Genomic DNA, 26,847 nt, shown 5'->3' with positions numbered 1-26,847 from the left:
CTCGCACGAGCCGCACGCACCTCGCGCGCAGCTGGGGATCGATCTCCCACGGCCGCCCGTCCACTCCCTCGGACCCGAACAGCAGCGGCATCGGAGCCGGTCCGAGCCAGTGGCGCCGTCCAGCACGGTCAGGCAGAATCGCGCCGTGCCCCACTCAACCTCACCCTCGCGCGGAATAGCCGGAAGACTCCGCACGGAGTCGGGCTCGGCCGTGCTGCTCATCGTCGTCACGGCCTTCGCTCTCCTCTGGGCGAACTCGCCGCTGTCCTCTTCCTATGTCGAGCTGTGGCAACAGAGCGTGGGGATCGACGTCGGTCCGTTCGGCCTGCATCTGGATCTGCACCACTGGATCAACGACGGACTGATGGTCGTGTTCTTCTTCGTCGTGGGCCTCGAGGTGCGCCAGGAGTTCGCACACGGGGCTCTGCGGGACACCAGTCGCGCCCGCCTGGCGGCGATCGCGGGCGTCGCGGGAGTGGCGGTGCCTGCGCTGGTGTACGTCCTGGTCGTCGGCGCGTCCGGTGGCGAGGGGCTTCGCGGGTGGGGGGCGGTCGTCGGAACGGACACGGCGTTCATGCTCGGTGCTCTCGCGATCGTCGGCCCCCGGCTTTCCGGGCAGCTTCGCGTCTTCCTCCTGACCCTCACGGTGGTCGACGACTTCCTTGCGGTGTCGATCATCGGGGTGTTCTACAGCGACGAGATCCGACCCGTCCCGCTGCTGCTCGCTCTCGGCTGCCTCGTCGCCCTGTGGCTGGTGGGCCGTTCCCGGCAGTGGAGTGCCGCTCCGTACGTGGGGATCGTCATCGTGCTGTGGCTGGCGACTCTGTCCTCCGGCATCCACGCCTCGCTGACGGGCATGATCGCCGGCCTTCTGATCCCCGCCTACCCGACGCAACGGCAGGAGGTGGTCGCCGCCCGGCAGCTGTTCCGTGACTTCTGGCAATCCCCGAGCGCTTCCTCGGCGCGTGCCGTCGGACGGGGGCTGTCCAAGGGCGTGTCGGTCAACGAGCGGTTGCACGAATACCTCCGTCTCCCCACGGCGTTGCTGGTCGTGCCGATCTTCGCTCTGGCCAATGCCGGGGTCGACCTGCGCGGCGGGGTGGTCGCCGACTCGCTGGGCTCGCCTGTGACGTGGGGCGTCATCGCGGGGCTCGTGCTCGGCAAGCTCCTCGGAATCGGGATCGCGACGCTCCTCGCCGTTCGGATGGGCGCAGGCCGACTGCCGGAGGGGGTCGGAATGGGCAGCGTGTTCGGCGGGGCAGCACTTTCGGGCATCGGTTTCACCGTGTCGCTGCTGGTCATCAGCCTCGCTTTCGACTCCTCCTCGGATCTGGGGCGCCAGGCGACGCTGGGTGTGCTCGTGGCGATGGTGCTCGCCACTGTTCTGGGCTGGTCGATCTTCAAGGTCGCGGCCCGTCGGTGGGGAGAGGAGACGGCGGATCTCCCGATGACGCTCGACTCTCCGGTGGACCCCGAGGTGGATCACATCCGCGGACCGGAGGACGCCCGGCTCACCCTCGTGGAGTTCGTGGACTTCGAGTGCGAGTACTGCGCGCACGCCACTGGCTCATGGGAAGACCTGCACGGGCGCTTCGGTGACGATCTGCGCTACGTCGTGCGGCATCTGCCTCACCATCCTCACGGCCCCCTCGCCGCACGGGCCGCCGAGGCGGCCGCGAAGCAGGGGATGTTCTGGCCGTGGCTCGACTTCGTCTTCACTCGGCAGCACGCGCTGGAGAGGGAGGATCTCATCGGCTACGCGGCTGAGCTGGGCCTCGATGTCGAGGCGTTCATCGAGGATCTCGACAGCGACGAGGTTGCTGCGAGGGTGCAGCGGGACATCGCGAGCGCGGAGGCGAGCGGCGCCAAGATGACCCCGACGTTCTTCGTCGATGGTTGTCGGATGGTGGGCAGCTATGACGCACGCTCACTGACCGAGATGCTGGAATCCAGCCGTCGCGGGGGCCGCACCCAGGCGGCGAAGGCCTGAGGACGATCCGCGAACCCGGAACACGGTGGGACGCGGGCCGTGCCGGCGCGTATCAGTCACAGCTGTGCGTTCACCGGTTTCGCGTCGGGCTGGTACTGGACGGCGTGGGGCGTCGCCTTCACCGACGACCACCAGCTCTTCGAGGTCACGGCCATGAGGCTCGCAGCGCAGTGGGTGCGACACCGCTGCCGACGTCCGGACCGAGGCCCGCTATCGAGTCTGGGCGCTCGGAGAGTGCGCATCATGGGAGTGAGCGATGCTTGCGAGCTCGGCGCGCGTGCGGGCGCCGTACTTCCGCAGCAAGTTGGCCACGTGGTACTTCACGGTGTTGCCCGTGATCCCGAGCTGGTCGCCGATGCGCTGGTTCGAGATCCCGGTCGCGACCAGGCGCAGCACCTGCTTCTCGCGGTCGGTGAGTTCCTCGGCGCCCTCCACGGTGAGCGCTGCGCTGGGTGGGTCCAGCGGGATCTCGATCCGCAGCGTCGTCCCCCAGCCCGGGGTCGTCTCCACGTCCATGGTTCCGTCGAGCGCCGCCACTCGCTCCACGATCGGACGCAGTGTGTCGTCGTGCGCTGTCACCGCGATTCCCCCGTCGTCACGGACCTCCATCAGCAGGTTGCGGCCATCGCAGTCCCAGCCGATCCGGGCGCGTGCAGCGTCCGCGCGGTCCATGAGCGAGAGCACTGCTGTGCGGGAGATGGCGCGGGCTTCCCGAGCGACCGGGCCCGGCAGCGCCCGTCCTCGCGCAGGAGGCTCTGCGAACTGGACCTGCAGCGGCCCGGAGCGGGTCAAAGGACGCAGTTCGGTGCGCAGGCGCGAGAATGCCTCGGCTACCGGCTCGAGCACGCTCTCCTGCTGCTCATGGATCGAACGAGCACGGATGAGTGCGGAGGAGGCGATCTCCGTGGCCTCCCTGCGCGCGGCCGCATCCGCGAGTCGGCCGGAGCGGAGCACGGCAAGGATCGATTCGAGGGTGATCGCATGTTGATCAGCCTGCTCGGTCAGGGCACGGTCGCTCGACACGGAGCGGGCACGTTCCAGCGGGGTCGGGAGGTCGCTCACTCCGCTACTCTAGCCCGACCTGGGAGGCCCACCCGATCGAACGGGGCACCCCGCTCATCGGGCAGCAGTGGACCACCGCAGACCGGCCCAAGATGGTCGGCATGGAAGAACGAAGCATCCAGGATTCGCTGACGCGGATCGTCAACGAGATCGAGGGGACAGCTGCCCTGCCCGACGCGCCCGCGCTCGCGGCCGCCGTCGAGCTGACAGCGGACGCCCGGCGGGTCTTCGTCCACGGCGCCGGGCGCTCCGGGCTCGCGCTGCGTATGACGGCCATGCGCCTCATGCACCTCGGGCTGCAGGTCCACGTCGTCGGTGAGACGACGACCCCGGCGATCGGAGAGGGCGACCTGCTCCTGACCGCCAGCGGTTCCGGCACGACCTCGGGAGTGGTGAGCGCGGCTGAGACGGCGCGATCCGTCGGCGCCCGCGTCATCGGGATCACGACCGACCCCGAGTCACCGCTTGCTCAGCTGTCCCACGCCGTCCTGGTCATCCGTGCGGCGACGAAGACAGACCGGTCCGAGCAGCAGTCGGCCCAGTACGCCGGCAGCCTCTTCGAGCAGCTCCTCGTCCTCGTCGGCGACGCTCTCTTCGACGTCCTGTGGCAGAAGAGCGGTCAGAGTGCGGATGCGCTCTGGCCCCGTCATGCCAACCTCGAATGACCTTTCTTCCCCGTTCCATCATCGACACCACCACGAGAAAGAGACACCCTGACATGCGACTGCAGTTCGCCATGGACACCCTGACCACCGAGTCCGCCCTCGACCTCGCCGCGAAGGCCGCCCCCTACGTCGACATCCTCGAGCTCGGCACCCCTCTGATCAAGAGCGAGGGCCTCGCGGCGATCACGGCGGTCAAGGCCGCCCACCCCGACAAGACCGTCTTCGCCGATCTCAAGACCATGGATGCCGGCGAGCTGGAAGCTGACATCGCCTTCTCTGCCGGAGCGGATCTGGTCACCGTGCTCGGCGTCGCCGGTGACAGCACGATCGCCGGCGCGGTCGCCGCGGCGACCAAGCACGGCAAGGGCGTCGTCGTCGATCTGATCGGTGTGGCCGACAAGGCCGCACGGGCCCGAGAGGTCGTCGCCCTCGGCGCCGTGTTCGTGGAGATGCACGCCGGCCTCGACGAGCAGGCGGAGGACGGCTACAGCCTCGACGCCCTGCTCGCCGCCGGCGAGGCCGCCGAGGTCCCGTTCTCCGTCGCCGGCGGCGTCAGTGCGGACTCTGTCGAGGCCGTCCAGCGGGCGGGAGCAGACGTGGCCGTCGCGGGCAGCGCCATCTACAGCGCATCGGACGTCGCCGCCGCGGCCGCCGCTATCCGCTCCGCCATCAGGTGACCACCGCCCACCGCATCCCGTGGAGAGAGGGCAGGTGACGGCACGCCCGGACCCCGTCCCCTCCCACCGGGTGCGGTGGACCGACGCCGCGAACGATCACCGCATGGCGCAGAGCGCCCCGTGATCCTCATCCCCGCAGGGCGTGCCGGGGCGTGCCCGGCGTCGGCGTCGGTCGGAGCACTCATCCCTGCCGCTGAGCTCCGGCATGCCGGCCCCACCTTTCCCGGGCCCGCGCCCGGGCCTCGTCCAGGACGGGATCGGCGACGGATCCGTGCACAGAGCCGGCCCGCGACCGCCGCTGGAGCGACGATCGCGGGCCGGGTGCATGACGGCCCGGGATCAGGCGGGGATCATGCCGTGGGGATCGATGATGAACTTCTCCGAGACACCGGCATCGAACTTCGCGTAGGCGTCGGGGGCCTCGTCGAGGCTGATGACCTGGGTGTTGAGCATGTCGCTGAGGTAGGGCATGCGGTCCCACAGGATCGACATCATCAGCTCACGGTTGTAGTGCATGATCGGGGCCTGGCCGCCGGAGATCCGAGGCGACTTGATCCACGCCTTGCCGAAGTCGAGCGGGTAGGTGCCCTCCTGCTCGGCCTTGGATGAGGCCAGCGGGTCGGGGCCGTAGACGCCGACGATGCCGGTGGCGCCGCCTGCGCGGGTGGCGTCCATGACCTGGTTGATGGCGTGGGCCGGGCTCATGTCCTCGGCCTCGCGGCCGATCCCGTGGGCTTCGTTGCCGACGTAGTCGACGGCGCAGTCCACCATGGGTTCGCCGAGGATGGCCTCGATCTGATCGGTCAGCGGCACGTCCTGGTTCAGGTCGATGGTCTCGCAGCCGTTGTTCTTCACCAGGTCCAGCCGGTACTGGTGGTAGTCACCGACGATGATGCAGGAAGCGCCCAGGAGCCGGGCTGCTGCGGCGCCGCAGCGACCGACGGGACCGGCGCCGGCGATGTAGACGGTCGAGCCGGGCTTGGCCCCGGCCTCCATGAGGCCGTGGAACGCGGTGGGCAGGATGTCCGAGAGCAGGGCGAGGTCACGGATCTTCTCCATGGCCTGGTCCTTGTCCGGGAAGCGGAGCAGCTGGAAGTCGGCGTAGGGGACGAACAGGTACTCCGCCTGTCCGCCCTGCCAATCACCCAGGTTGAACCCGTAAGCGCCGCAGGCCGCGTCGGGGTTCACGGTCTCGCACACCTCGGTACGGCGGGCGCGACAGTTGCGGCAGCGGCCGCAGGCGACGTTGAAGGGGACCGAGACCAGGTCGCCCTCGGAGAGGAACTCGACGTCGGGGCCGACCTCGAGGACTTCTCCGGTCATCTCGTGGCCCACGACCATGCCCTGGGGGACAGGGAAGGACCCGCGGTAGATGTGCAGGTCGGAACCGCAGATGTTGGTGGCGACGATCTTGAGGATGACTCCGTGCGGGGCGCTCTTACCGTTCGGCATCTCGAGCTTCGGGAAGTCGAGGGACTCGACGCGCATGTCCTTGACGTTCTGGAACACGACGGCGCGGTTGCTGCTTGCCATGACGTTCTCCTCCAGTTGGGGATGGCCCGGTCGCGGAAGTGCCACGGTCATATGGATGCCCGTCGCCCGTGACCTCGGCTCTCCTCGAGCATAGCAGAAGGAACCTCGCCCTCCATCGAGGTGCCCGCCGCGGCTGCGGCGATAGGCGCCACGGGCAGGTGGACCGTGGAGGACTGGGGCATGCACCGACCGATCGGTGGAACGCGTTGCTAGTCTCGCCGGCATGGTCGAAGCACGCAGATCCGCATCGTCGGACTCCTCACCCGTTCAGCCCGACGTGCAGGTTCTCGGCGCTCGAGAGCACAACCTCCAGGACATCGACCTGACGGTGCCTCGCGACGCGCTGGTGGTGTTCACCGGGGTCTCGGGATCGGGGAAGTCCTCCCTGGCCTTCGGAACCCTGTTCGCGGAGTCCCAGCGCCGCTACCTCGAGTCCGTTGCTCCCTACGCTCGTCGCCTGATCGACCAGGCCGGTGTCCCGGACGTCGACTCCATCACGGGCATGCCGCCGGCCGTCGCTCTCCAGCAGCAGCGTGGCGGCCGCAGCGCGCGCTCGTCGGTGGGCAGCATCACCACGCTCTCCTCGCTGGTGCGCATGCTCTACTCCCGGGCCGGCCACTACCCCGAAGATCAGCCGATGCTCTACGCCGAGGACTTCTCTGCCAACACCGTGCAGGGCGCATGTCCGGAGTGCCACGGCATCGGCCGGGTGTACGAGGTCACCGAGGACACGATGGTTCCGGACCCTTCTCTCACGATCCGCGAGCGGGCCATCGCCTCCTGGCCGACGGCCTGGCACGGCCATCAGCTGCGCGATGTGCTCGTCGCCCTCGGCTACGACGTCGATGTGCCCTGGAAGGATCTGCCGAAGGAGGAGCGTGAATGGATCCTCTACACCGAGGAGACGCCGTACGTCCCGGTCCATTCGCGGCTGACTCTCGCCGAGGCTCGGGCCGCGACCGAGGCGGGCGTCGAACCGAGCTACTCGGGCACCTTCGTCGGCGCGCGTCGGTACGTGCTCGACACCTTCGCGAACACCAAGAGCGAGTCGATGAAGCGACGCGTGGCGGAGTTCCTCTCGGTCGCTCCCTGCCCTGCCTGCCAGGGGAAGCGGTTGAAGCCGGAGGCTCTGGCCGTGACGTTCGAGGGTCTCGACGTCGCAGATCTCTCCGCGCTGCCGCTCGCGGAGCTCTCCACGCTGATCGACCAGGCGGTCGAGCGAGCTGCCGGAGCTCTCGACGGGGCCGAGTCGGCGGGCCGCACAGGTGGCCAGGCTGCCCGACGCGACGCCGGGCAGCGGGCCGACGTCGGAGGATCAGCCCCCGCGGCCGCCGACGACGTGAGCGCGGCGCCTGACCGCTCGGTCGAGAAGCTGGCCGCGACAGCGCGATTGGGCGCGGAGCTCGTCAACAGACTGCGGCCGATCATCGATCTGGGTCTGGGGTACCTCTCCCTGGGCCGCACCACCCCCACCCTCTCCGGCGGCGAGCTGCAGCGACTGCGACTCGCGACCCAGCTGACCTCCGAACTGTTCGGCGTGGTCTATGTGCTCGACGAGCCTTCCGCGGGGCTCCATCCGCAGGACGTCAGCGCCCTGCTCGGCATCCTCGACGGGCTCAAGCGCCGAGGCAACAGCCTGTTCGTCGTGGAGCATTCGGTGGACGTGATGCGCCACGCCGACTGGCTGGTCGACATCGGGCCCGGCGCGGGCGAGCGCGGCGGCCGCGTCGTCTACAGCGGGCCCTACGAAGGGCTCGCCGAGGTGGAGGAGTCCGTCACCCGCGGCTACGTCTTCGGGGGCAGCGGACTGCCCCGCCGGACGCCTCGCGAACCACAGGGATGGCTGAGACTCGAGCACGTCACGCGCAACAACCTGCGCGACGTGACGATCTCCTTCCCGCTCGGGGTGTTCACCGCCGTCACCGGAGTCTCGGGATCAGGCAAGTCCAGCCTGGTCAGCCAGGCACTGCCCGCGCTGCTCGGCGAACGGCAGGGACGAGCAGACCAGGCGGAGGACGCCGCCCCCGCCGAAGGGGACGATCTCCTGCTGTCGGACGAGCCCGACGAGCTCGAGGGAGAGATCCGGGGCGACGTCGCAGGGGTGCGCCGCGTCGTGAGCATCGACCAGAAGCCCATCGGTCGCACCCCACGCTCGAACGTCGCCACCTATACGGGCCTGTTCGACCACGTGAGGAGAAGGTTCGCGGAGACGCCCGAGGCTCGCGCTCGCGGGTACAAGGCGGGCAGATTCTCCTTCAACGTCACCGGCGGTCGCTGCCCTACCTGCAAGGGCGAAGGATCCGTCATGGTGGAGCTGCTCTTCCTCCCCTCGGTCTACACCGAGTGCCCCGACTGCCACGGCACCCGCTACCAGTCCAGCACGTTGGAGATCGCCTGGCGCGGCCGCAATATCGCGGAGATCCTCGCCATGAGCGTCGAGGAGGCCCACGACTTCTTCCACGGCGAGTTCGACATCATGCGCTCGCTCACGGCACTGGTCGACGTCGGCCTCGGATATCTCCGTCTCGGACAGCCGGCCACCGAGTTGTCCGGAGGTGAGGCGCAGCGGGTGAAGCTCGCCTCCGAGCTCCAACGATCCCAGCGCGGGGACACCCTCTACGTCCTGGACGAGCCGACGTCCGGGCTGCACAGCGCCGATTCCGACCGGCTCGTGACGCATCTCCAGACCCTCGTGGACGCAGGCAACACCGTCGTCGCGGTCGAGCTCGACATGCGCATCGTCGCCGTGGCCGACCACGTCATCGACCTCGGGCCCGGCGCGGGAGACGATGGCGGCACGGTGGTCGCCTCGGGCACGCCCGCGCAGGTCGCCTCGTCGGGAGCCGGTGCGTCGGCACCGTACCTCGAGGCCGCGCTCCAGGAGGCCACCTCCCGGATGTGAGAGTCGGAAGGCTGCGAGCTCCCTCCGACGACCAGGACTGCCTGCGGGCCCGCGAGGCCTGGGTCGAGATGGAGAACGATGACGTCGAGCTCGTCGACAAGAGGTCGCCATAGCCGTCGACGACTCCACGGCCGATCCCGTGCGTCGTGCCCGACCGGAGATCCGGGGACGGGCCCGAATCGCCGGATGCGATCGGCGCGGTCCCCCGGCGGCATCGGAGTCGTCGACGTCTTCGTGCTCCGGCGTCCAGGCGTCCAGAACGAGATGGCCACGTGCGGCCCGTCCCTGACCAACGAGATCTAGACTGGAATACGGGCCCGGCGCTCACATCCGGCCAGGCCCCGGTGAAGAACGACAACCGTCGATGGCGGCAGGTCATCGTCGACCACAGGGCCGAAGCTTCTTCACCGTCTCCCAGGATCCGGCCCGAGAATCGGCAGCCAACACCTGCCGGCACTCCGATGAGCGCAACGGCGACTGCACGAGAGTCGTCCTGCACCTGAACCACGTTGCCCGGTACGGACAGCGTGCGGCTCGCCCGCACGGGCAGGCCGTCACCTCCCACAGAACGGAGCAGAACATGGCAGACGAATTACGAGGGAAGCGGATCGCGATCCTGGCCGCGGACGGCGTCGAGCGCGTGGAGCTCGAGCAGCCGCGACAGGCTCTGCAGGACGCCGGGGCCACGACCGTGCTGCTCTCGCTGCACGAGGGCGAGATCAAGGCCCGCGAGAACGACCTGGACGAGGCCGGGACATTCCCGGTCGATGCCCTGGTGAAGTCCGCCTCGGCCGACGAGTACGACGCCCTGCTGCTTCCCGGCGGCACGGTCAACCCCGATCAGCTGCGCGTGGACACCGACGCAGTCGGATTCGTGCGCGACGTCATGGCCGCCGACAAGCCGGTCGCCGCGATCTGCCACGGACCGTGGACGCTGATCGAGGCCGGTGTCGCGAAGGGTCGGACGCTGACCTCGTACCCGAGCATCCGCACCGACCTGCGCAATGCCGGAGCGAACGTCGTCGACGAAGAGGTGGCGCGCGACGGGAACCTGATCACCAGCCGCTCGCCCGAGGATCTCCCGGCCTTCAACGCCGCGATGATCGAGCTGTTCAGTCAGGACAAGTGAGGAAAACATGATCAACGTTGCATTGTCGGTCGTCGTGCACGCCAAGCCCGGGAAGGAGCAGGACGTCGCGGACTTCCTCCGCAGCGCCCGACCCATCGTCGAGCAGGAGGAGGGTACGCAGGCCTGGTTCGCTCTGCAGTTCGACGAATCGACCTTCGGGATCTTCGACGTGTTCCCCGACGACGAGGCCCGCCAGACCCACCTCTCGGGTGGCGTCGGTCAGGCACTCGCTGCACAGGGAGCTGATCTGTTCAGCACCGAGCCGAGCATCCAGAACGTCGACGTGATCGCGTACAAGCTGCCCGGCGAGACCGCCTAGAGCATCAGCCTCGATTGACATCGGGGTGCGGCCCCGATCGGCTCCACAGCCGTGGCCACGGCTGTGGAGCCGATACCCGGGGCGTCCCGATCCAGGACCGTGCGAGTTGCGCTGCCCGCTGGCGGCCGATGGTCCCCTCAGCGGGGCACCCAGACCGCCAGGCCGCCCCGTTGACGCATCAGCCCCTCCTCGATGGTCGGCAGGTCAGTGCTGCCTCCGTGGCCCTGCGCGCCCTCGGTGGGCCGTCGCCGAGGCCGACGGTCCCGGCGCGGACCTGCGGGCGCTCGAGGGGTCCCCGGGGGAGCTCGGGGTCGACGCACTCCCGTTCCCGTCGGATCCCTTAGCCTCGCTGCATGTCTCCGACCACCGACCCGTCGGCCCCCGCGCCCCGCCCTGAAGACCACTCCGACGAGCCGCCCTCCTCGAGCCGCTTCCAGCGCCTGGACGGGCAGGCGGTGCGCCGCTCGGCCGCGGCGCTCGAACACCGGATCATGACCCGCTTCCCCGATCGCACTCTGTGGGAGGTGTGCCGGGAGGTGGTGGGGCTCGTGGACGAGATCAACGCCGGCACCGGCATCAGCCGCCGACGGGTGCGGCTCGCCCGACTGCTCTCACGGCTCGCGATGCTCGCGGTCACGCTGTTCCTCGGCGGGGCTGTCGCGCTCGCGGCGGTGGACCTGTTCGCGGAGCGCGACGTGCTGGGCCCGCTGGACGTGCTCCCGCTGCTCGAGACGATCATCAACGACCTCGTCTTCGGCGGGATCGCGGTGTTCTTCCTGCTGCGGATCCCCGAGCGGATGGAGCGGGCGCGCGTGCTGCGGATCCTGCACCGTCTGCGCTCACTGGCCCACGTGATCGACATGCACCAGCTGACCAAGGTGCCCGAGCGGCTCGAGCGCGGCTCGCGCGCGGACGGCGGGCTGGACCTGGACCGCACAGAGCTGACCCGCTATCTCGACTTCTGCACGGAGATGCTCTCGCTCGTGGGCAAGAGCGCGGCCCTGTTCGCGGAGCACACCACCGACGGCGACGTGCTCGACGCGGTCGAGGGCATCGAGGCGCTCACCTCGGACATGGCCCGCAAGGTGTGGCAGAAGATCGGCATCATCCAGCAGCAGGGATGAGAGGAGTGGCGATGGACGGGACCGCGCTGCAGCAGACCGCCCACGGCCGGGCGCTCGAGCTGCCCGCCATCGGCATGGAGCTGCCCTTCGGCCCGGGGACGAGCTCGCGCAGGTGCTGGGACGATCTTCCTGCTGCTCACCGAGGTGAAGGGCGCCCCGGTCGTTCCGTCGGGGCTCCCCGGCGCGACGCGGGTCATGCGGCGGCCAGCAGCCTCTCAGGGATGAGCTCGGCACCCTCGACGTCGGCGACGAGAGCGGGGGCGATCCGGTCTCCGCGTCGGACCACGGTGAGGCTGCCGCGCTCCTCGAGGATCACGAGCTCGACCTCGGCGGGGTCGAGCACTCCCCCGGCACGCAGGCGATCATGCAGCCCGCTCTCCGTCAGTCGGCGCCGGTGCAGGGCCCCGGCGAGGCTGCGCCCCTCGAGCATCACCACGCTCGGCCGTCGGCGCACGGCCGCGGGCAGCATGTGCGTGACGCGACGCAGCGACCCCATGAGCGCCTCCATCACCATCAGCGTGTTCAGCACGAGCAGACCGCCGAGCATCGTCGGCGACTCCCCGAGCATGGAGCGGGCGCTGACCCCGCCCACCACCGCGAGCACCACGAAGCTCGCGGCGCCCATCGTCGCCATCAACCGGGTGCCGGCGAGGTGGACGAGCAGGGAGAAGAACAGGTACAGCACGATCGTGGAGAGCACCACGCCGAGCGCGCCGGTCCAGCTGATCCCGAGGTAGTCGTGCCAGAGCAGGTCCAGGTCGATCATGTCCGCCATTATCGTCAGGCGGCGACGACGTGCCGTGCGGCGGTGCTCAGCGCTGCTCGGCCCGGCGCGGGGGCATCCTTCATCCCCGACTCGATGGTCGTCAGGAGCTCGTCGAGATCGATGCCCTCGGGTGCCTCGCCGTCGGGGGCCTTCGTGATTCGGTCGCTGGTCGGTGCCCAGCCCGCGCTCGCGACGACGGGGTCTGGATCGGCGAACCAGGCCTCTCGCAGCGTGTCGCGGTGCGGGCTCTTCTTCACCATGCAGCTGACCAGCCACTCGTGGACCTTCGGCGTCGGGGCCTCGCGCAGCATCGCGTCGAGCTCGGTCTTCTCGTACTGCTTCGGGCGAGAGACCCGCAGGGCCAGCAGTTTCGGAGCGGAGTCCTGCGCGGGCGTCTTCCACAGGGCGCGAGCGAGATCGGGCTGGGTCTTCAGCCGCTTCGCGATCGCGCGGAGCTTCGTGAGGTTCACGGCGTGGTCGTCGCCGTGCTTCTCGTCGACGGCGCGCATGCGGGCGTCGGCGAGCGCGGCGAGCTCCTCGTGGAGCGAGGCGACCTCGCCGCTGAGCTCGGCCTCGGTGCGCTGCGGGGCGGCGGCGGTCATGGGCGCTCCTGCGGGGTCTCGGGGGCGTCCAGGACACCGCCGAGCACGCGGACCAGCTTCTCGAGCGGCAGGGCGGCGTCGAGCCGGTGCACGTGCGGCCGTCCCCTCAGCAGGGCGTCGAGCGCGGTGACATGGGCGGCGACATCGGCGGGGCCGACGTGCCGGTCGTTCGCGGCCTGCTCGGGCCGGTCGGGGGCGGCACGTCGGGCGGCGAGCCGGGCGGCGAGGGTCGCCGCATCGGCCAGGAGCGCGGCCTCGACGAAGCGGGCGCGGCACTCCGTCGCGAGCCGCTCCAGCTGCTCGAGGAAGGCGGGGCGGGCGAGGTACTGCCCGATCAGCACGTCGTGCCCGTCGGCCAGATGCCGGCCGGCGAGCGCGAGCGCCAGCCGACGCGCCTGGAGCCCCGAGGCGTGCAGGTCCTCCTCCCAGCCGCCGAGGGAGTGCTTCAGCCGGTCGACGTCCAGGGCGAGCGCGAGCTCGCGCTGCGCCGCGAGCAGGGCGGCGAGGGTGGACTTGCCGCTGCCGGGCGCGCCGTTCAGCAGCAGGAGGACGGGAGGGCTCATCCCCGAAGTGTCGCGCACGTCGGCGGGCGGAGGGACCGGTGCTCCCGGTCCCTCCGCCCGCCGACGGCTCAGCCGGCGCTCGCGCGCGGCGCGCCGATGCCCGGATCGATCCTCGGCACCTCGCCCGACCCGGGGCGGATGTCGATGTCGAAGATGTCCAGCGGCAGGTAGACGGTCGCGCAGGCGTTGGGGATGTCGACCACGCCGGAGAACCGGCCCTCGATCGGCGCGGCACCGAGCAGCAGGTAGGCCTGCTCGGCCGACCAGCCGAAGGTGGTCAGGTACTCGATCGCGTGCAGGCACGCCCGCTGGTAGGCGAGGTGCGAGTCGAGATAGCGCTGCTCGCCGTCGAGGGTGACGGAGGTGCCGGAGAAGCTCAGCCACTGCGAGTGCTGCGGGGCGGTGTTCCCGGGCATGAAGATCGCGTTCTCGGCGACGTTGTACTTCTCCATCCCGCCGGGGATCACGTCGACGTGCAGGTCGATGAACCCGCCCATCTCGATGCCGCCGCAGAAGGTGATCTCGCCGTCACCCTGGCTGAAGTGCAGGTCGCCGACGGAGAAGTTCGCCCCGTCCACGAACACCGGGTAGAAGATCCGGGTGCCGCGGGTGAGGTTCTTGATGTCCTGGTTGCCGCCGTTCTCGCGCGGCGGGGCGGTGCGCGCGCCCTCCCCCGCGACCCGGTCGAACTCCTCCGCGGGCACACCGCCGAGGATCGCGCCGTCCGGCTCGGGCGGGAGCGCGAGGGCCGGGACGCGATCGGGGTCGGTCGCGATCAGCGCCGCCTCGCGGGAGTTCCACTTCCCCAGCAGGTCCGGGGAGGGAGCGGTGCCCATGAGGCCGGGATGGATCATCCCGGTGAACTCCACGCCGGGGACGTGACGGGAGGTGGCGCGCTCGCCGCGGAAGTCCCACACCGCCTTGTACGCGTCGGGGAACTGGTCGGTGAGGAAGCTGCCGCCGTTGCGCTTGGCGAAGATGCCGGTGTAGCCCCAGCCCTGGCCGGCGAGCGGGCCCGAGTCCTCCTGCGGGATCGGACCGACGTCGAGGATGTCCACGATCAGCAGGTCCCCGGGCTTCGCGCCCTCGATGCGGAAGGGGCCGGAGAGGGTGTGGACGGTGTGCAGGGGCGCGGTGGCGATGTCCTCGGCGGAGTCGTCGTTGCGGATGTACCCGTCGAACCATTCGCGGCAGTCGACGCGGAAGGTGTCGCCGGGCTTGACGCTGACCGCCGGAGGGATGTCCGGGTGCCAGCGGTTGTGACCGAGGATCTCCTGCTCGGTGAAGGGTTTCGCGGAGTCGAGGGGGAACACGTTCTTCGGCATGCTTCTCCTTCCACAGCGACGGGTCCGCTGCTCGGTCCCGCCGGGTCCTGGGCCGGTCTCAGGGACGCGGCAGCCGCGCATGGCGCGGGTCCGTGCTCGTGCGCGCGGCGGCGGGGCGGGCTCCGGGCACACGGTCGACGACGGAGGGTTCGTGGGCGCTCATCGCCGTCGCCTCCAGCAGCTGCCCGGCGCTGGTGCCGAGCCGGCCCAGGCGCGGGGCGCTGATCCGGCGGCGGGCGGGCGCTCCGCAGCGGGGACAGTCTGCGTGCTGGTCGCGGGCGCTGATCGGCATCGAGCGCTCGTACTCGTGCGCGCTCTCGCAGCGGAACTCGTAGATCGGCATCCTCGCTCCTCCTGGCTCCTCCGGCCGCGTCCTCGCAGGCCTCCCCTCACCATAGGCAGGTCCGACGGTTTCCGCGCGGGATCGGGGGGAAGTCGTGCGGGAGGGACGCCGGACGGCCCGGGATACTGGCGGGCATGTCCCCCACCTCGCCCCGCCCTGCACCGGATGTCCCGTACACCGGCTCCGACTTCTACTGCGATGTCGCGATTCCGGATCCGGGCGCGCTGGACGTGGTCCACCTCGACGAGCGGGTGCTCGCCTTCCACCACACCCGACCCTTCTGGCAGGTGCATGTGGTGGTCGTGCCACGGCGGCACATCGCCTCGCTCACCACGGCCGGGTCCGAGGACGCGGAGGACCTGCGGGCGCTGCTGACCGTGGTGCAGCGCATCGCGCGGGAGGTCGAGCGGACGCACGGCGCCGCGGCGGTGCTCACGAACCTCGGCGCCTACCAGGATTCGAAGCACCTGCACGTGCACGTGCACTCCGGCCCCCGGCGCTGAGAGGGCGCGCCGCGCTCACAGCGGACGCTTGAACCCCACATGGCTCGGGATGAAGCCGAGACGGTCGTAGAAGCGGTGGGCGTCCGGGCGGGACCGGTCGGTGGTGAGCTGGGCGAGGGACGCGCCGTGCTCCCTGCCCCAGTCCAGCGCCCAGGTCATCAGCGCGGTGCCGAGGCCGCCGCCGCGCGCCAGGCCCGCGACTCGCACCGCCTCGATCTGGAGCCGCGTCGCTCCGCCGCGCGAGAGGGAGGGCAGCAGGGTCAGCTGCGCGGTCGCCACGAGATGCCCGTCCCCGTCCCGGGCGGCGAGCAGGAGGTGGGCAGGGTCGCGGTCGACCGCCTCGAGCGCTCGGGCATAGGGGGCGAGGTCCTCGGCCTCCCGCTCCCGGCCCAGCACGTCGTCGGCGAGCAGGGCGACGAGCTCGGGGAGATCCTTCCGGGTCGCCCGGTGGAGGGTGACGGGGCCCGTGGGGAGGTCGAGGGTGTCCAGTGCGGTCATCCCACCATTGTGCGCACCAGCGGCCACAATGTCCCCATGAGCTCCTCCGCCACCCCCTTCTCCCCCGGCACGCCCCGCAGCGCGCAGCTGTCCTTCTCCGACCAGCCCGCCTGGATCGTCGCGGACGAGGTGGTGGGCGGGTGGACGCTGCTGATCGGCGGGGTGGAGCAGTCGCACGTGGATCTCGAGGACCCGACCCACCTGGTGCACGAATACCTGCGCCGGGTGGGGAACGTGCTGGACACGGTGAAGCCCGCCGGGGAGCCGCTGCACATCGCGCATCTCGGCGGCGGGGCACTGACCCTGGTCCGCTACGTGCAGGCGATCCGGCCCGGATCCGCGCAGACGGTGATCGAGATCGAGCGGGAGCTGCCCACGCTCGTCACCACGGCGCTGCCGCTGCCGGAGGGGACGGACCTCGAGGTGGTGATCGGGGACGCGCGCGAGGAGCTCGCCGCGCTCGGAGAGCGCACCTTCGAGGCGATCGTGCTGGACGTCTTCTCCGGCCAGGACTCCCCCGCCCACCTCGCCGAGGCTGCCTTCTACGCCGAGGCGCTCGCGCGCCTGGCCCCCGACGGGCTGCTGCTGGTCAACGTCGGTGACGACGCCGGCCGGCGCTTCCTCGCCGCACAGGTGCGGGAGCTCGAGGCCGCTGCGGCGCAGGCCGGGGTGCCGGGGGTGTGGACGCTCACCGATGCGCAGCTGCTGACCCGCCCGGCCGACGGGAACATGGTGCTGCTGGCGGGCGGGGCGCTCGCCTCCCCCGCCGTCGAGGACTGGCGCGCGGCCTGGCTCGCCGCCGGGCCGCATCCGGCCGCCGTGCTCGACCCGCACGAGACGCAGGAGCTCGTCGAGGGCATCAACCGGTCCTGACAGGACGACGACGGCCGCCGCCCCGGGCGGGACGGCGGCCGTCGTGGCGCGGCGTGCTCAGAGCAGCTCGACCCGGGCGCCGGAGTCGTTCATGACGATCACGGGCGTGATGGTCGAATGCCCGGCAGCGCGGATCGCGGTGAGGTCGGCACGCAGCAGCGGCGATCCCGCGACCACGTGCTGCCCCGCCTCGACCAGGGTCTCGAAGCCCGCGCCCTGCATCTGAACAGTGTCGAGTCCGACGTGGATCAGCACCTCGACGCCGTCCTCGAGTCTCAGCGCGACCGCGTGCCCGGTCGGGAACACATGGGCGACGGTGCCCTCGGCGGGGGCGAGGACCAGGCCGTCCTCGGGCTCGATCGCGACGCCGGGGCCCATGATCCTCTGCGCGAAGGTCGCATCCGGCACCTGCTCGAGGGGCACGACGGCGCCCTCGACCGGCCGGCGCAGGCGCACCAGCGAGGAGGCGCGCACCGCGGTCGCGCCCCGGGCCTCCGCACCGTCGGCGGGAAGCTCGTCGGCGGAGACGGGCTCGGCCGCGCCGCTCATGATCCGCTCCATCGCGTCCTTCACGAACTGGACGGAGGTCCCGTAGATCACCTGGACGGAGCGCCCGCCGGGCTTCATGGTCCCGGCGGCGCCCGCGCGCTTCAGCGCCGTCTCGTCGACCTTCGAGACATCCACGAGCTCCATCCTCAGCCGTGTCGCGCAGTTCTCGAGATCGGTGATGTTGCCGGCACCGCCGAGCGCGGCGAGAAAGGCGGTCGCGGTCGCGGCGTGCCTGCCGCCGCTGGCGGAGGACTCCTCCCCGTCGGCCCCGCCGTCGACGGAGTCGTCGCGGCCCGGCGTCTTCAGGTCGAACCTCAGGATGATCGCACGGAAGGCGAGGAAGTAGACGACGAACCAGAAGATGCCCATGAGCGGGATCGCCCCGGGATTCTGCGCCATCGGGTTCACCCAGCCCAGCACCAGGTCGATGAAGCCGCCGGAGAAGCCGAAGCCCATCCGCACCGGCAGCGCGGCGCTGATCGCCATGGAGATGCCCGTGAACAGGGCGTGGACCACGTATAGGCCCGGTGCGAGGAACATGAAGGCGAACTCGAGCGGCTCGGTGACGCCCACGAAGAACGCGGCGACGGCGCTGGAGAAGAGCACGCCTGCGGCGACCTTGCGGCGTGAGGTCCTCGCGGTGACGTACATGGCCAGCGCCGCACCGGGCAGGCCGAACATCATGATCGGGAAGAAGCCGGTCATGTACTGGCCGGTGACACCGTAGGTCCCGGTGCCGTCCAGGAAGTTGCCGAGGTCGTTGATGCCGGCGACGTCGAACCAGAACACGGAGTTCAGGGCGTGGTGCAGCCCGAGCGGGATCAGCAGGCGGTTGAGGAAGCCGTACAGACCCACGCCCACCGGCCCGAGGGTCAGGATGAACTCGCCGAAGGCGACGAGCCCGGAGAACACCAGCGGCCAGATGAAGAACAGGGCGAGCGCGAGCACGAGGGAGAGCCCGGCGGAGACGATCGCGACGGAACGGCGACCGGAGAAGAAGGCGAGCGCGTCCGGGAGCTCCGTCTCCTTGAAGCGGTCGTAGGACCAGGCGCCGATCAGGCCGCACAGGATGCCCACGAACACGTTCTCGAGGTTCGAGAAGGCGAGGTTCACGGCGTCCGGCTCGATGCCCTGGAACAGGGCGACGTTCTCCGGGTCCAGCAGCGTGGTCACGACGAGCCAGGAGACGAGCCCGGCGAGCGCGGAGGTGCCGTCGGGCTTGGTGGCCATGCCGAGCGAGACGCCGATGGCGAACAGCAGCGGCAGGTTGTCCAGGAGCGCGCCGCCGGCGGTCTGGAAGAAGACGCCGGCGAGGTTCGCGTCGTTCCCGGTGGCGGTGAGGATCCAGTAGCCGATGCCGCTGAGGATCGCGGCGACGGGGAGGACGGCGACGGGCAGCATCAGCGATCTGCCCAGGCGCTGGAAGAACTTCATCATGGCCTCTCGAAGGGTGGGGCAGGGCGGGGTCCGCGGCGAGCCGCGTGGACGCTACCACGCCGCGACAGCCCGTCCCGGGCGTCGCCCGGCCCTGCATAGACTCGTGGTTCGAGGGCCGGTGACCGCGCCCGCACGGCGCCGCGCGGGCCGCGGTCGCCTCCGGACAGCGTGCGTCCCCCGGCCCGCAGCGCCCCGACCTGCGAGGAGTCCGCCCATGATCGAGCACACCGTCCGCGTCCACCGCTCAGAGGAGAACCTGCCTCGGCACGAGCAGCTCGCCTGGAGGATGGCCGAGGTCGCCGTCGACCCCGTCCCGGTCGAGGACGAGACCGCCGAGATGATCATCAACCGCGTCATCGACAACGCCGCCGTCGCCGTCGCCTCCCTCACCCGCGCCCCGATCCTCGCCGCCCGCGCCCAGGCGCTCGCCCATCCCGTCCCCACCGGCGGCCGCGGTGCGCGGGTGACCGGGCTCGAGCAGCGCACCTCCCCCGAGTGGGCCGCCTGGGCCAACGGCGTCGCGGTGCGGGAGCTGGACTTCCACGACACCTTCCTCGCCGCGGACTACTCCCATCCCGGCGACAACATCCCGCCGATCCTCGCCGTCGCCGAGCACACCGGCCGCTCCGGCGCCGAGCTGCTGCGCGGGATCGCCACCGGCTACGAGCTGCAGGTGGACCTGGTGCGCGGGATCTGCCTGCACGAGCACAAGATCGACCACGTCGCCCACCTCGGCCCGTCGGTCGCCGCGGGGATCGGCACCCTGCTGAGCCTGGATGAGGAGACGATCTTCCAGGCGATCGGCCAGGCGCTGCACACCACCACCGCCACCCGCCAGTCCCGCAAGGGCGAGATCTCCACCTGGAAGGCGCACGCCCCCGCCTTCGCGGGAAAGATGGCGGTGGAGGCGGCGGATCGCGCCATGCGCGGGCAGACCTCCCCCGTGCCGATCTACGAGGGCGAGGACGGGGTGATCGCCTGGCTGCTCGGCGGGCCCCAGGCCCGCTACACCGTCCCGCTGCCCGGCCCGGGCGAGGCCAAGCGCTCCATCCTGGACACCTACACCAAGGAGCACTCGGCCGAGTACCAGGCGCAGGCCTGGATCGACCTGGCCCGGCGCCTGCACGCCGAGCATCCCGAGCTGGCCGATCCCGCGAACGTCACCTCGATCGTGCTGCGCTCCTCCCACCACACCCACGTCGTGATCGGCTCCGGCGCGAACGACCCCCAGAAGTACGATCCGTCGGCCTCCCGGGAGACGCTCGACCACTCGCTGCCGTACATCGTCGCGGTCGCCCTGCAAGACGGGACCTGGCACCACGCGGACTCCTACGCCCCCGAGCGCGCGGCCCGGCCCGACACCGTGGCGCTGTGGCGGAAGATCACCACCGAGGAGGACCCGGAGTGGACGCGCCGCTACCACTGCCTGGACCTCGCCGAGAAGGCCTTCGGCGGCGAGATGGTCATCACCCTCGCCGACGGCTCCGCGCTGCGCGAGGAGATCGCCGTGGCCGATGCGCACCCGCTGGGCGCCCGCCCCTTCGCCCGCGAGCAGTACGTGCAGAAGTTCCGCACCCTCGCCGAGGGCGTGCTCGAGGAGCGCGAGATCGCCCGCTTCCTCGATGCCGCCGAGAACCTCGCCGACCTGCCCGCTGGGGAGCTGGGACGGCTGAACGTGCTGGCCGCGCCCGGCGTGATCGACCCGTCGGCCGCCACGAAGGGACTGTTCTGATGCTCTCCTCGCCCCGCACCCCCGCTCAGAAGCGCCAGGACCTGCGCGCCCTGCTCGCCCCCGGCGCCGCCGCGCCCTTCCCCGGAGCGTTCACCCCGCTGTCCGCGAAGCTCGTCGAGGAGAAGGGCTTCCCCGGTGTGTACGTCTCCGGGGCCGTGATCGCGAACGAGCTGGGGCTGCCGGACATCGGACTGACCACCCTCAGCGAGGTCGCCTCCCGCGGCGCCCAGATCGCCCGCGCCACGGACCTGCCGTGCCTGATCGACGCGGACACCGGCTTCGGCGAGCCGATGAACATCGCCCGCACGATCCAGGAGCTCGAGGACGCGGGGCTCGCCGGCTGCCACATCGAGGACCAGGTCAACCCCAAGCGCTGCGGCCACCTGGACGGCAAGACCATGGTCGACCTCGACACGGCCACCCGGCGGATCCGCGCCGCGGCCGACGGACGGCGCGACCCCTCCTTCCTCGTGATGGCCCGCACCGACCTGCGCGCCGCCGAGGGGCTGCCCGCGGCGATCGAGAGGATGAAGGCCCTCGTGGACGCCGGGGCCGAGGCGATCTTCCCCGAGGCGCTCGCGGACCTCGGCGAGTTCGAACAGGTCTGCGCGGCGCTGGACGTGCCGGTGCTGGCGAACATGACCGAGTTCGGGAAGTCGCAGCTCTTCACCCGCGAGCAGCTCGCCTCCGCAGGCGTCGCGATGGTGATCTACCCCGTCACGCTGCTGCGCGCCGCGATGGGCGCGGCCGAGCGCGTGCTCGAGACGATCCTGGAGACCGGCAGCCAGGAGTCGCGCGTCCCGGAGATGCTCACCCGTGCGCGGCTGTACGAACTGGTGGACTATGGGTCCTACAGCCGTTTCGACACCTCGGTGTTCGACTTCGAGATCCCCGAGGCGCACCGCACGGACACCGACCGCACCGCCGCGCACCTCCCGCCCGAGACACCGCCGTCGACGAAGGAGTGATCACCATGAGCCCCACCGCCCAGGACCAGGGACGACCCGAGATCCGCAAGGGGCTGAACGGAGTCGTCGCCGACGTCTCTGCGATCTCCAAGGTGAACCCGGAGACGAACTCGCTGCTCTACCGCGGCTATCCGGTCCCGCAGCTCGCCGCGACCCAGCCCTTCGAGTCCGTCGCCCACCTGCTGTGGACCGGGGAGCTGCCCGACGAGCAAGAGCTCGCCGCGCTCCAGGACCGCTTCCGCGCGCACCGCGCGCTGGACCCGACGGTGAAGGCGGCGCTGGACGCTCTGCCGACGACCTGCCACCCCATGGACTCGGTGCGCACCGCCATCTCGACGCTCGGGGCGCTGGACCCGGATGCCGAGGACTCCTCCCCCGTCACGGAGCTGGCGAAGGCCGAGCGCCTCACCGCCCAGCTGCCGGCCGTGATCGCCTACGAGCAGCGACGCCGCCGCGCCGGCGGGCCGACCGAGCCGATCCCGGCCCGCGAGGACCTCGACCACTCCCGGAACTTCCTGTGGATGACCTTCGGCCAGGAGCCGGCGCCCGAGGTGGTCGACGCCTTCCGGATCTCGTTGATCCTGTACGCCGAGCACTCCTTCAACGCCTCGACGTTCACGGCGCGGGTGATCACCTCGACCCTGTCCGACCTGCATTCCGCGGTCACCGGCGCGATCGGGGCGCTCAAGGGCTCCCTGCACGGCGGGGCGAACGAGGCGGTCATGCACACCTTCGACGAGATCGGCATACGTCCCGGGGAGTCGGCGGCGGAGGCGAAGGAGCGTGCCCGCGTCTGGATGGAGGAGGCGCTCGCGCAGAAGCGGAAGGTGATGGGCTTCGGCCACCGCGTCTACAAGAACGGCGACTCCCGGGTCCCCACGATGAAGCAGGCGATGGACGCGATGATCGCCCACACCGGCCGAGAGGAGATCCTGGGCCTGTACGACGGCCTCGAGCAGGCGATGGACGAGGCGAAGTCCATCAAGCCCAACCTCGACTATCCCGCCGGCCCCGTCTACCACCTGATGGGCTTCGACACCGAGCTGTTCACGCCGCTGTTCATCGCGGCACGGGTGACCGGCTGGACCGCGCACGTCATGGAGCAGCGTGCCTCGAACGCGCTGATCAGGCCGCTGTCGCACTACGACGGAGCGGACGAGCGGGCCGTGCCCGGCGCCTGAGACCGCCCCGGCCGCAGGACGCAGCAGCGGCCGCAGCCGGCGGCGGCTCAGGCGCCGGGCAGCTCGGGCAGCGCCGCGGAGGCGGCGCGGATGTGCTCGGCGGTCAGGCGCGCCGCCTCCTCGGCCTCGCCCGCCCGGAGGGCGTCGAGGATCTGCCGATGCTGGCGGCGCAGCATGTCCGCCATCGCCTCCCAGTCCTCGACCTTCGTGAAGGCCTCGAGCAGCGGCGCTCGCAGGGAGGCGCGGATCGCACCGGTCATCTCCGCGAACAGGGCGTTGCCCCCGGCGCGGGCGAGGGCGACGTGGAAGTCGGTGTCCGCGTCGTTGAAGACCTCGCGGGTCACCCCGGGCCCCTCCGTCCTCGCCAGGTGCTCCTCGAGCCCGTCGAGCGCCTCCTCATCCGCACGCTCCGCGGCGAGCGCGGCGCTGGCCCGTGCCAGCAGGATCCTCGTCTCGATCACGTCATGGACGGGGAAGTTCGCGAGCGCGACGTGCAGGCGCAGGAACCGCTCGAGGGCGGCGCTCGGCATCGCGGCCACGAAGGTGCCGGCCCCTCGGCCGGAGCCGACCTCGGAGCGGAGCACGCCGTGCGCCTCAAGCACCCGGATCGCCTCGCGCACGCCGGTGCGGCTCACGTGCAGCCGGGCGGCGAGCTCCCGCTCGGGCGGCAGGAGGTCCCCGACGACGAGCGCGCCGTTCATGATCTGGTCCTCGATCGCGGCGATGACCAGCTCGTGCGTGCTGCGACGGGACACCGGGGCCCATGCCGCGCCGCTGCGCTCGGACTGCCGGGCCCGGCCGGTCTCCTCGGCTCGGCCGGTCCGTCCCGACTGCGGTCCGACCTCTGCATGGCGCGCGTTCTCGACCATCGCCCCGTTCTAGCACAGCCCCGGTCGGCGCACCCTCGGGGTTTGCCTCGCCGTCCTCGGCGTCCTACGATCCCCGTGTGGTCCGACCACATCGTGGTCACCCGTTCCGCGTCCTCTCCAGCAGGAAGTCCCCATGGTCAAGCGTCAGGTGCCCCGTCCCGCCGAGCTCCTCGAGCTCATGCAGTTCAAGAAGCTCGATCTCGACGGGAAGCGGCGCCGGCTCTCGTCGGCCCAGACGATCGAGGACCTGCGCAGGATCGCGAAGCGCCGCACCCCGGCCGCCGCCTTCGACTACACCGACGGCGCCGCGGAGCGCGAGATCTCGATGCGTCGCTCCGTCGAGGCCTTCGAGGACATCGAATTCCACCCCGCGATCCTCAACGACGTCTCCTCGGTGGACACCACCACCCAGATCCTCGGCGGCAGCTCGGCCCTGCCCTTCGCGATCGCCCCCACCGGCTTCACCCGGCTGATGCAGACCGAGGGCGAGGTCGCGGGCGCGACCGCCGCCGGCGAGGCCGGGATCCCCTTCACCCTCTCGACCCTCGGCACCACCTCGATCGAGGACGTCCGCGACGCGAACCCGCACGGGCGCAACTGGTTCCAGCTCTACGTGATGCGCCAGCGGGAGATCTCCTTCGGCCTCGTCGAGCGCGCCGCCGCGGCGGGCTTCGACACGCTCTTCTTCACGGTCGACACCCCGGTGGCCGGGGCGCGCCTGCGCGACGCCCGCAACGGCTTCTCGATCCCGCCCCAGCTCAGCCTCGGCACGGTGCTCAACGCCATCCCGCGCCCCTGGTGGTGGTGGGACTTCCTGACCACCGCGAAGCTCGAGTTCGCCTCGCTGAGCTCCACCGGCGGCACCGTCGGCGAGCTGCTGAACTCCGCGATGGACCCCACGATCGACTTCGAGGACCTCGCCGAGATCCGGAGGATGTGGCCGGGGAAGTTCGCGGTCAAGGGGGTCCAGACCCTCGAGGACGCGAAGAAGCTCGCCGACCTCGGGGTCGACGCGATCGTGCTGTCCAACCACGGCGGCCGGCAGCTGGACCGCGCCCCGGTCCCCTTCCACCTGCTGCCGGAGGTGGCGCGCGAGATCGGGAAGGACGTCGAGATCATCCTCGACACCGGGATCCGCAGCGGGGCCGACATCGTCGCCTCGATCGCGCTCGGCGCCGACTTCACGATGATCGGTCGCGCCTATCTCTACGGCCTCATGGCCGGCGGCAAGGAGGGCGTGGACCGCACCATCGAGATCCTCTCGAGCCAGGTCGAGCAGACCATGAAGCTGCTGCAGGTCCCCACCCTGGCCGATCTCGGCCCCCAGCACGTCACGCAGCTCAGCCGCCTGGCACGGCGCGGCGAGACGGAGAGCCGCCCGCAGGTGCTCTGACCGCCCGGTCGACGGGCGCGGCCGCCGGCGGCCGCGCCCATCGACCGGTGGGGCCGGCTCGCCCTGTCGGCCATGTACAACCCCGCACCGGAGTCCTAGGGTCGGGCCATGACCGACTCCGATCCCGCCGCCCCCGCCACTGCTGCTCCCGCCCCGGATCTCAAGCCGCGCAGCCGTCAGGTCACCGACGGCCTCGCCGCGACCACCTCGCGCGGGATGCTGCGGGCGGTGGGGATGGGCGATGCCGACTGGGACAAGCCCCAGATCGGCATCGCGAGCTCCTGGAACGAGATCACCCCCTGCAACCTGTCGCTGGACCGGCTCGCCCGCGCCGCGAAGGAGGGCGTGCACTCCGGCGGCGGGTACCCGCTGCAGTTCGGCACCATCTCGGTCTCCGACGGGATCTCGATGGGGCACGAGGGCATGCACTACTCCCTCGTCTCCCGCGACATCATCGCCGACAGCGTCGAGACGGTGATGCTGGCCGAGCGACTCGACGGCTCCGTGCTGCTCGCCGGCTGCGACAAGTCCCTGCCGGGGATGCTCATGGCCGCGGCACGGCTGGATCTCGCGAGCGTCTTCGTCTACGCGGGCACGATCATGCCCGGCCGGGCCACGCTCACCGACGGCACGGAGAAGGACGTGACCATCATCGACGGCTTCGAGGCCGTCGGCGCCTGCGCGCGCGGGCGCATGAGCCGGGAGGACGTCGGACGGATCGAGCGGTCGATCTGCCCCGGCGAGGGCGCCTGCGGCGGGTTCTACACCGCGAACACGATGGCGACGGTCGCCGAGTCGATCGGCATGTCGATCCCGGGCTCGGCCACTCCCCCGTCGGCCGACCGCCGCCGCGACGCGGACGCTCGCCGCGCCGGGGAGGCGGTGGTGGGGATGCTGCGCCGCGGCCACACCGCCGGCGACATCATGACCAAGGCCGCCTTCGAGAACGCGATCAGCGTGGTCCAGGCCTTCGGCGGCTCGACCAACGCGGTGCTGCACCTGCTCGCGATCGCCCACGAAGCCGGCGTCGACCTCACCCTCGAGGACTTCGCCCGGATCGGGGCGAAGGTGCCGCACCTGGCGGATCTGAAGCCCTACGGCCGCTACGTCATGAACGACGTCGACCACGTGGGCGGGATCCAGGTGGTGATGAAGACGCTGCTGGACGAGGGACTGCTGGACGGGAACTGCCTGACCGTCACCGGCCGCACCGTCGGCGAGAACCTCGAGGTGCTCTCCCCCCGCCCGGCCGACGGCACGGTGCTGCGCCCCGCGACCGCGCCGATCGCCCCGACCGGCGGGATCACGATCCTGCACGGCTCGCTCGCCCCCGAGGGCGCGGTGGTGAAGTCCGCGGGCTTCGAGGAGGACGTCTTCGAGGGGACCGCACGGGTCTTCGAGCGCGAGCAGCAGGCGCTCGACGCGCTGAACGACGGCACGATCGATCACGGCGACGTGGTCGTGATCCGCTACGAGGGCCCCAAGGGCGGGCCGGGCATGCGCGAGATGCTCGCGATCACCGGAGCGATCAAGGGGGCGGGGCTCGGCAAGGACGTGCTGCTGATGACCGACGGCCGCTTCTCCGGCGGGACGACGGGCCTGTGCGTCGGCCACATCGCCCCGGAGGCCGTGGACGGCGGTCCGATCGCGGTGGTGCGCGACGGGGACCGGATCCGCCTGGACGTGGGTGCGGGCCGTCTCGACCTGCTGGTGGACGAGGCGGAGCTCGCCTCCCGCTGGGAGGGCTGGGAGCCGCTGCCGCCGAAGTTCACCAAGGGCGTGCTGGGCAAGTACGTGAAGCTCGTGAAGTCCGCCTCGCGCGGCGCGATCCTCGGGGACTGAGC

General features: G+C 71.0%; 24 protein-coding genes. 14 read left to right on the top strand and 10 right to left on the bottom strand.

Annotated elements, in window-relative coordinates; translation table 11 throughout:
- The first annotated feature begins 175 nt into the window (after positions 1-175).
- Entirely contained in the window at positions 176-1,990 is a 1,815-nt protein-coding gene (nhaA, locus tag D1648_RS06915; RefSeq protein ID WP_122940318.1) for a Na+/H+ antiporter NhaA, read from the top strand.
- 210 nt (positions 1,991-2,200) lie between these two features.
- On the opposite strand, the gene D1648_RS06910 is transcribed toward nhaA, so the two are convergent.
- Positions 2,201-3,052 (bottom strand): response regulator transcription factor family protein, encoded by an 852-nt coding sequence (locus D1648_RS06910; protein ID WP_010550968.1) that lies wholly within the window; start codon positions 3,050-3,052, stop codon positions 2,201-2,203.
- Between the two features lie 92 nt (positions 3,053-3,144).
- On the opposite strand from D1648_RS06910, the gene hxlB reads away from it, so the two are divergent.
- Positions 3,145-3,717, top strand: coding sequence for a 6-phospho-3-hexuloisomerase (gene hxlB, locus D1648_RS06905; RefSeq protein ID WP_010550967.1), 573 nt, complete (start codon positions 3,145-3,147; stop codon positions 3,715-3,717).
- Positions 3,718-3,770: 53 nt separating this feature from the next.
- Positions 3,771-4,394 (top strand): 3-hexulose-6-phosphate synthase, encoded by a 624-nt coding sequence (hxlA, locus tag D1648_RS06900; protein WP_122940032.1) that lies wholly within the window; start codon positions 3,771-3,773, stop codon positions 4,392-4,394.
- 339 nt (positions 4,395-4,733) lie between these two features.
- On the opposite strand, the gene D1648_RS06895 is transcribed toward hxlA, so the two are convergent.
- Positions 4,734-5,927 (bottom strand): alcohol dehydrogenase catalytic domain-containing protein, encoded by a 1,194-nt coding sequence (locus D1648_RS06895; protein WP_122940031.1) that lies wholly within the window; start codon positions 5,925-5,927, stop codon positions 4,734-4,736.
- Positions 5,928-6,150: 223 nt separating this feature from the next.
- Here D1648_RS06895 and D1648_RS06890 point away from each other — a divergent pair, with 223 nt between their 5' ends.
- From D1648_RS06890 to D1648_RS06875, 4 genes are all read left to right on the top strand, one after another.
- Complete coding sequence (locus D1648_RS06890) at positions 6,151-8,829, top strand: excinuclease ABC subunit UvrA (protein ID WP_122940030.1); 2,679 nt, start codon at positions 6,151-6,153, stop codon at positions 8,827-8,829.
- A 580-nt stretch (positions 8,830-9,409) separates the two neighbouring features.
- A complete protein-coding gene (locus D1648_RS06885; RefSeq protein WP_010550963.1) occupies positions 9,410-9,958 on the top strand; it encodes a type 1 glutamine amidotransferase domain-containing protein in 549 nt (182 codons plus the stop codon).
- Between the two features lie 7 nt (positions 9,959-9,965).
- Complete coding sequence (locus D1648_RS06880) at positions 9,966-10,277, top strand: putative quinol monooxygenase (protein ID WP_029360558.1); 312 nt, start codon at positions 9,966-9,968, stop codon at positions 10,275-10,277.
- 353 nt (positions 10,278-10,630) lie between these two features.
- Complete coding sequence (locus tag D1648_RS06875) at positions 10,631-11,401, top strand: hypothetical protein (RefSeq protein ID WP_053918841.1); 771 nt, start codon at positions 10,631-10,633, stop codon at positions 11,399-11,401.
- A 193-nt stretch (positions 11,402-11,594) separates the two neighbouring features.
- On the opposite strand, the gene D1648_RS06870 is transcribed toward D1648_RS06875, so the two are convergent.
- From D1648_RS06870 to D1648_RS06850, 5 genes are all read right to left on the bottom strand, one after another.
- The gene (locus D1648_RS06870) at positions 11,595-12,167 is read right to left on the bottom strand and encodes a DUF421 domain-containing protein (protein ID WP_122940316.1); all 573 of its coding nucleotides are present in this window, start codon (positions 12,165-12,167) and stop codon (positions 11,595-11,597) included.
- Positions 12,168-12,181: 14 nt separating this feature from the next.
- Positions 12,182-12,769: a DNA alkylation repair protein gene (locus D1648_RS06865; RefSeq protein ID WP_122940029.1), complete on the bottom strand. Its 588-nt coding sequence runs from the start codon at positions 12,767-12,769 to the stop codon at positions 12,182-12,184.
- Positions 12,766-13,332 carry an AAA family ATPase gene (locus D1648_RS06860; RefSeq protein ID WP_122940028.1) on the bottom strand — a complete coding sequence of 189 codons (567 nt, stop codon included), beginning with the start codon at positions 13,330-13,332 and terminating at the stop codon, positions 12,766-12,768. Before D1648_RS06860 ends, D1648_RS06865 begins: the two co-directional genes overlap by 4 nt.
- A 68-nt stretch (positions 13,333-13,400) precedes the next feature.
- Entirely contained in the window at positions 13,401-14,657 is a 1,257-nt protein-coding gene (gene fmdA, locus D1648_RS06855) for a formamidase (protein WP_122940027.1), read from the bottom strand.
- A 58-nt stretch (positions 14,658-14,715) separates the two neighbouring features.
- On the bottom strand, positions 14,716-15,000 hold the full coding sequence (locus tag D1648_RS06850) for an FmdB family zinc ribbon protein (RefSeq protein ID WP_122940026.1): 285 nt from the start codon (positions 14,998-15,000) through the stop codon (positions 14,716-14,718).
- A 134-nt stretch (positions 15,001-15,134) separates the two neighbouring features.
- On the opposite strand from D1648_RS06850, the gene D1648_RS06845 reads away from it, so the two are divergent.
- Complete coding sequence (locus tag D1648_RS06845) at positions 15,135-15,503, top strand: HIT domain-containing protein (protein ID WP_122940025.1); 369 nt, start codon at positions 15,135-15,137, stop codon at positions 15,501-15,503.
- A gap of 15 nt (positions 15,504-15,518) precedes the next feature.
- On the opposite strand, the gene D1648_RS06840 is transcribed toward D1648_RS06845, so the two are convergent.
- Positions 15,519-16,001 carry a GNAT family N-acetyltransferase gene (locus tag D1648_RS06840; protein ID WP_122940024.1) on the bottom strand — a complete coding sequence of 161 codons (483 nt, stop codon included), beginning with the start codon at positions 15,999-16,001 and terminating at the stop codon, positions 15,519-15,521.
- Positions 16,002-16,037: 36 nt separating this feature from the next.
- Between D1648_RS06840 and D1648_RS06835 the strand changes: the two genes are divergently transcribed.
- A complete protein-coding gene (locus D1648_RS06835; RefSeq protein WP_122940023.1) occupies positions 16,038-16,874 on the top strand; it encodes a spermidine synthase in 837 nt (278 codons plus the stop codon).
- Positions 16,875-16,931: 57 nt separating this feature from the next.
- On the opposite strand, the gene nagE is transcribed toward D1648_RS06835, so the two are convergent.
- Positions 16,932-18,860: an N-acetylglucosamine-specific PTS transporter subunit IIBC gene (gene nagE / locus D1648_RS06830; RefSeq protein WP_241155377.1), complete on the bottom strand. Its 1,929-nt coding sequence runs from the start codon at positions 18,858-18,860 to the stop codon at positions 16,932-16,934.
- Positions 18,861-19,074: 214 nt separating this feature from the next.
- Here nagE and D1648_RS06825 point away from each other — a divergent pair, with 214 nt between their 5' ends.
- The 3 genes from D1648_RS06825 to D1648_RS06815 are packed head-to-tail and all read left to right on the top strand — an operon-like array spanning position 19,075 to position 22,741.
- Entirely contained in the window at positions 19,075-20,592 is a 1,518-nt protein-coding gene (locus D1648_RS06825; RefSeq protein ID WP_122940022.1) for an MmgE/PrpD family protein, read from the top strand.
- Positions 20,592-21,560 (top strand): methylisocitrate lyase, encoded by a 969-nt coding sequence (gene prpB / locus D1648_RS06820; RefSeq protein WP_122940021.1) that lies wholly within the window; start codon positions 20,592-20,594, stop codon positions 21,558-21,560. The genes D1648_RS06825 and prpB overlap by 1 nt, the downstream gene beginning before the upstream one ends.
- Positions 21,561-21,565: 5 nt before the next feature.
- Positions 21,566-22,741 carry a bifunctional 2-methylcitrate synthase/citrate synthase gene (locus D1648_RS06815; RefSeq protein WP_122940020.1) on the top strand — a complete coding sequence of 392 codons (1,176 nt, stop codon included), beginning with the start codon at positions 21,566-21,568 and terminating at the stop codon, positions 22,739-22,741.
- 47 nt (positions 22,742-22,788) lie between these two features.
- Here the strand turns inward: D1648_RS06815 and D1648_RS06810 are convergent, their stop codons facing one another.
- A complete protein-coding gene (locus tag D1648_RS06810) occupies positions 22,789-23,610 on the bottom strand; it encodes a FadR/GntR family transcriptional regulator (RefSeq protein ID WP_122940019.1) in 822 nt (273 codons plus the stop codon).
- Positions 23,611-23,743: 133 nt separating this feature from the next.
- Here D1648_RS06810 and D1648_RS06805 point away from each other — a divergent pair, with 133 nt between their 5' ends.
- On the top strand, positions 23,744-25,003 hold the full coding sequence (locus D1648_RS06805; protein WP_122940018.1) for an alpha-hydroxy acid oxidase: 1,260 nt from the start codon (positions 23,744-23,746) through the stop codon (positions 25,001-25,003).
- A gap of 108 nt (positions 25,004-25,111) precedes the next feature.
- Positions 25,112-26,845: a dihydroxy-acid dehydratase gene (gene ilvD / locus D1648_RS06800; protein WP_122940017.1), complete on the top strand. Its 1,734-nt coding sequence runs from the start codon at positions 25,112-25,114 to the stop codon at positions 26,843-26,845.
- Positions 26,846-26,847: the final 2 nt, after the last annotated feature.

The organism is Brachybacterium sp. EE-P12 (assembly GCF_003711805.1).
Classification (GTDB): domain Bacteria; phylum Actinomycetota; class Actinomycetes; order Actinomycetales; family Dermabacteraceae; genus Brachybacterium.
The sequence above is the reverse complement of the archived record's forward strand: the minus strand, read 5'-3'. Positions and strand labels throughout refer to the sequence as shown.

Bases quoted from the DNA above. Each gene is read 5' to 3' on its own strand.
- hxlB (WP_010550967.1), top strand. From the start codon at position 3,145: ATGGTCGGCATGGAAGAACGAAGCATCCAGGATTCGCTGACGCGGATC.
- hxlA (WP_122940032.1), top strand. From the start codon at position 3,771: ATGCGACTGCAGTTCGCCATGGACACCCTGACCACCGAGTCCGCCCTC.
- D1648_RS06895 (WP_122940031.1), bottom strand. From the start codon at position 5,927: ATGGCAAGCAGCAACCGCGCCGTCGTGTTCCAGAACGTCAAGGACATG.
- D1648_RS06890 (WP_122940030.1), top strand. From the start codon at position 6,151: ATGGTCGAAGCACGCAGATCCGCATCGTCGGACTCCTCACCCGTTCAG.
- D1648_RS06885 (WP_010550963.1), top strand. From the start codon at position 9,410: ATGGCAGACGAATTACGAGGGAAGCGGATCGCGATCCTGGCCGCGGAC.
- D1648_RS06880 (WP_029360558.1), top strand. From the start codon at position 9,966: ATGATCAACGTTGCATTGTCGGTCGTCGTGCACGCCAAGCCCGGGAAG.
- D1648_RS06875 (WP_053918841.1), top strand. From the start codon at position 10,631: ATGTCTCCGACCACCGACCCGTCGGCCCCCGCGCCCCGCCCTGAAGAC.
- D1648_RS06870 (WP_122940316.1), bottom strand. From the start codon at position 12,167: ATGATCGACCTGGACCTGCTCTGGCACGACTACCTCGGGATCAGCTGG.
- D1648_RS06865 (WP_122940029.1), bottom strand. From the start codon at position 12,769: ATGACCGCCGCCGCCCCGCAGCGCACCGAGGCCGAGCTCAGCGGCGAG.
- D1648_RS06860 (WP_122940028.1), bottom strand. From the start codon at position 13,332: ATGAGCCCTCCCGTCCTCCTGCTGCTGAACGGCGCGCCCGGCAGCGGC.
- fmdA (WP_122940027.1), bottom strand. From the start codon at position 14,657: ATGCCGAAGAACGTGTTCCCCCTCGACTCCGCGAAACCCTTCACCGAG.
- D1648_RS06850 (WP_122940026.1), bottom strand. From the start codon at position 15,000: ATGCCGATCTACGAGTTCCGCTGCGAGAGCGCGCACGAGTACGAGCGC.
- D1648_RS06845 (WP_122940025.1), top strand. From the start codon at position 15,135: ATGTCCCCCACCTCGCCCCGCCCTGCACCGGATGTCCCGTACACCGGC.
- D1648_RS06840 (WP_122940024.1), bottom strand. From the start codon at position 16,001: ATGACCGCACTGGACACCCTCGACCTCCCCACGGGCCCCGTCACCCTC.
- D1648_RS06835 (WP_122940023.1), top strand. From the start codon at position 16,038: ATGAGCTCCTCCGCCACCCCCTTCTCCCCCGGCACGCCCCGCAGCGCG.
- nagE (WP_241155377.1), bottom strand. From the start codon at position 18,860: ATGATGAAGTTCTTCCAGCGCCTGGGCAGATCGCTGATGCTGCCCGTC.
- D1648_RS06825 (WP_122940022.1), top strand. From the start codon at position 19,075: ATGATCGAGCACACCGTCCGCGTCCACCGCTCAGAGGAGAACCTGCCT.
- prpB (WP_122940021.1), top strand. From the start codon at position 20,592: ATGCTCTCCTCGCCCCGCACCCCCGCTCAGAAGCGCCAGGACCTGCGC.
- D1648_RS06815 (WP_122940020.1), top strand. From the start codon at position 21,566: ATGAGCCCCACCGCCCAGGACCAGGGACGACCCGAGATCCGCAAGGGG.
- D1648_RS06810 (WP_122940019.1), bottom strand. From the start codon at position 23,610: ATGGTCGAGAACGCGCGCCATGCAGAGGTCGGACCGCAGTCGGGACGG.
- D1648_RS06805 (WP_122940018.1), top strand. From the start codon at position 23,744: ATGGTCAAGCGTCAGGTGCCCCGTCCCGCCGAGCTCCTCGAGCTCATG.
- ilvD (WP_122940017.1), top strand. From the start codon at position 25,112: ATGACCGACTCCGATCCCGCCGCCCCCGCCACTGCTGCTCCCGCCCCG.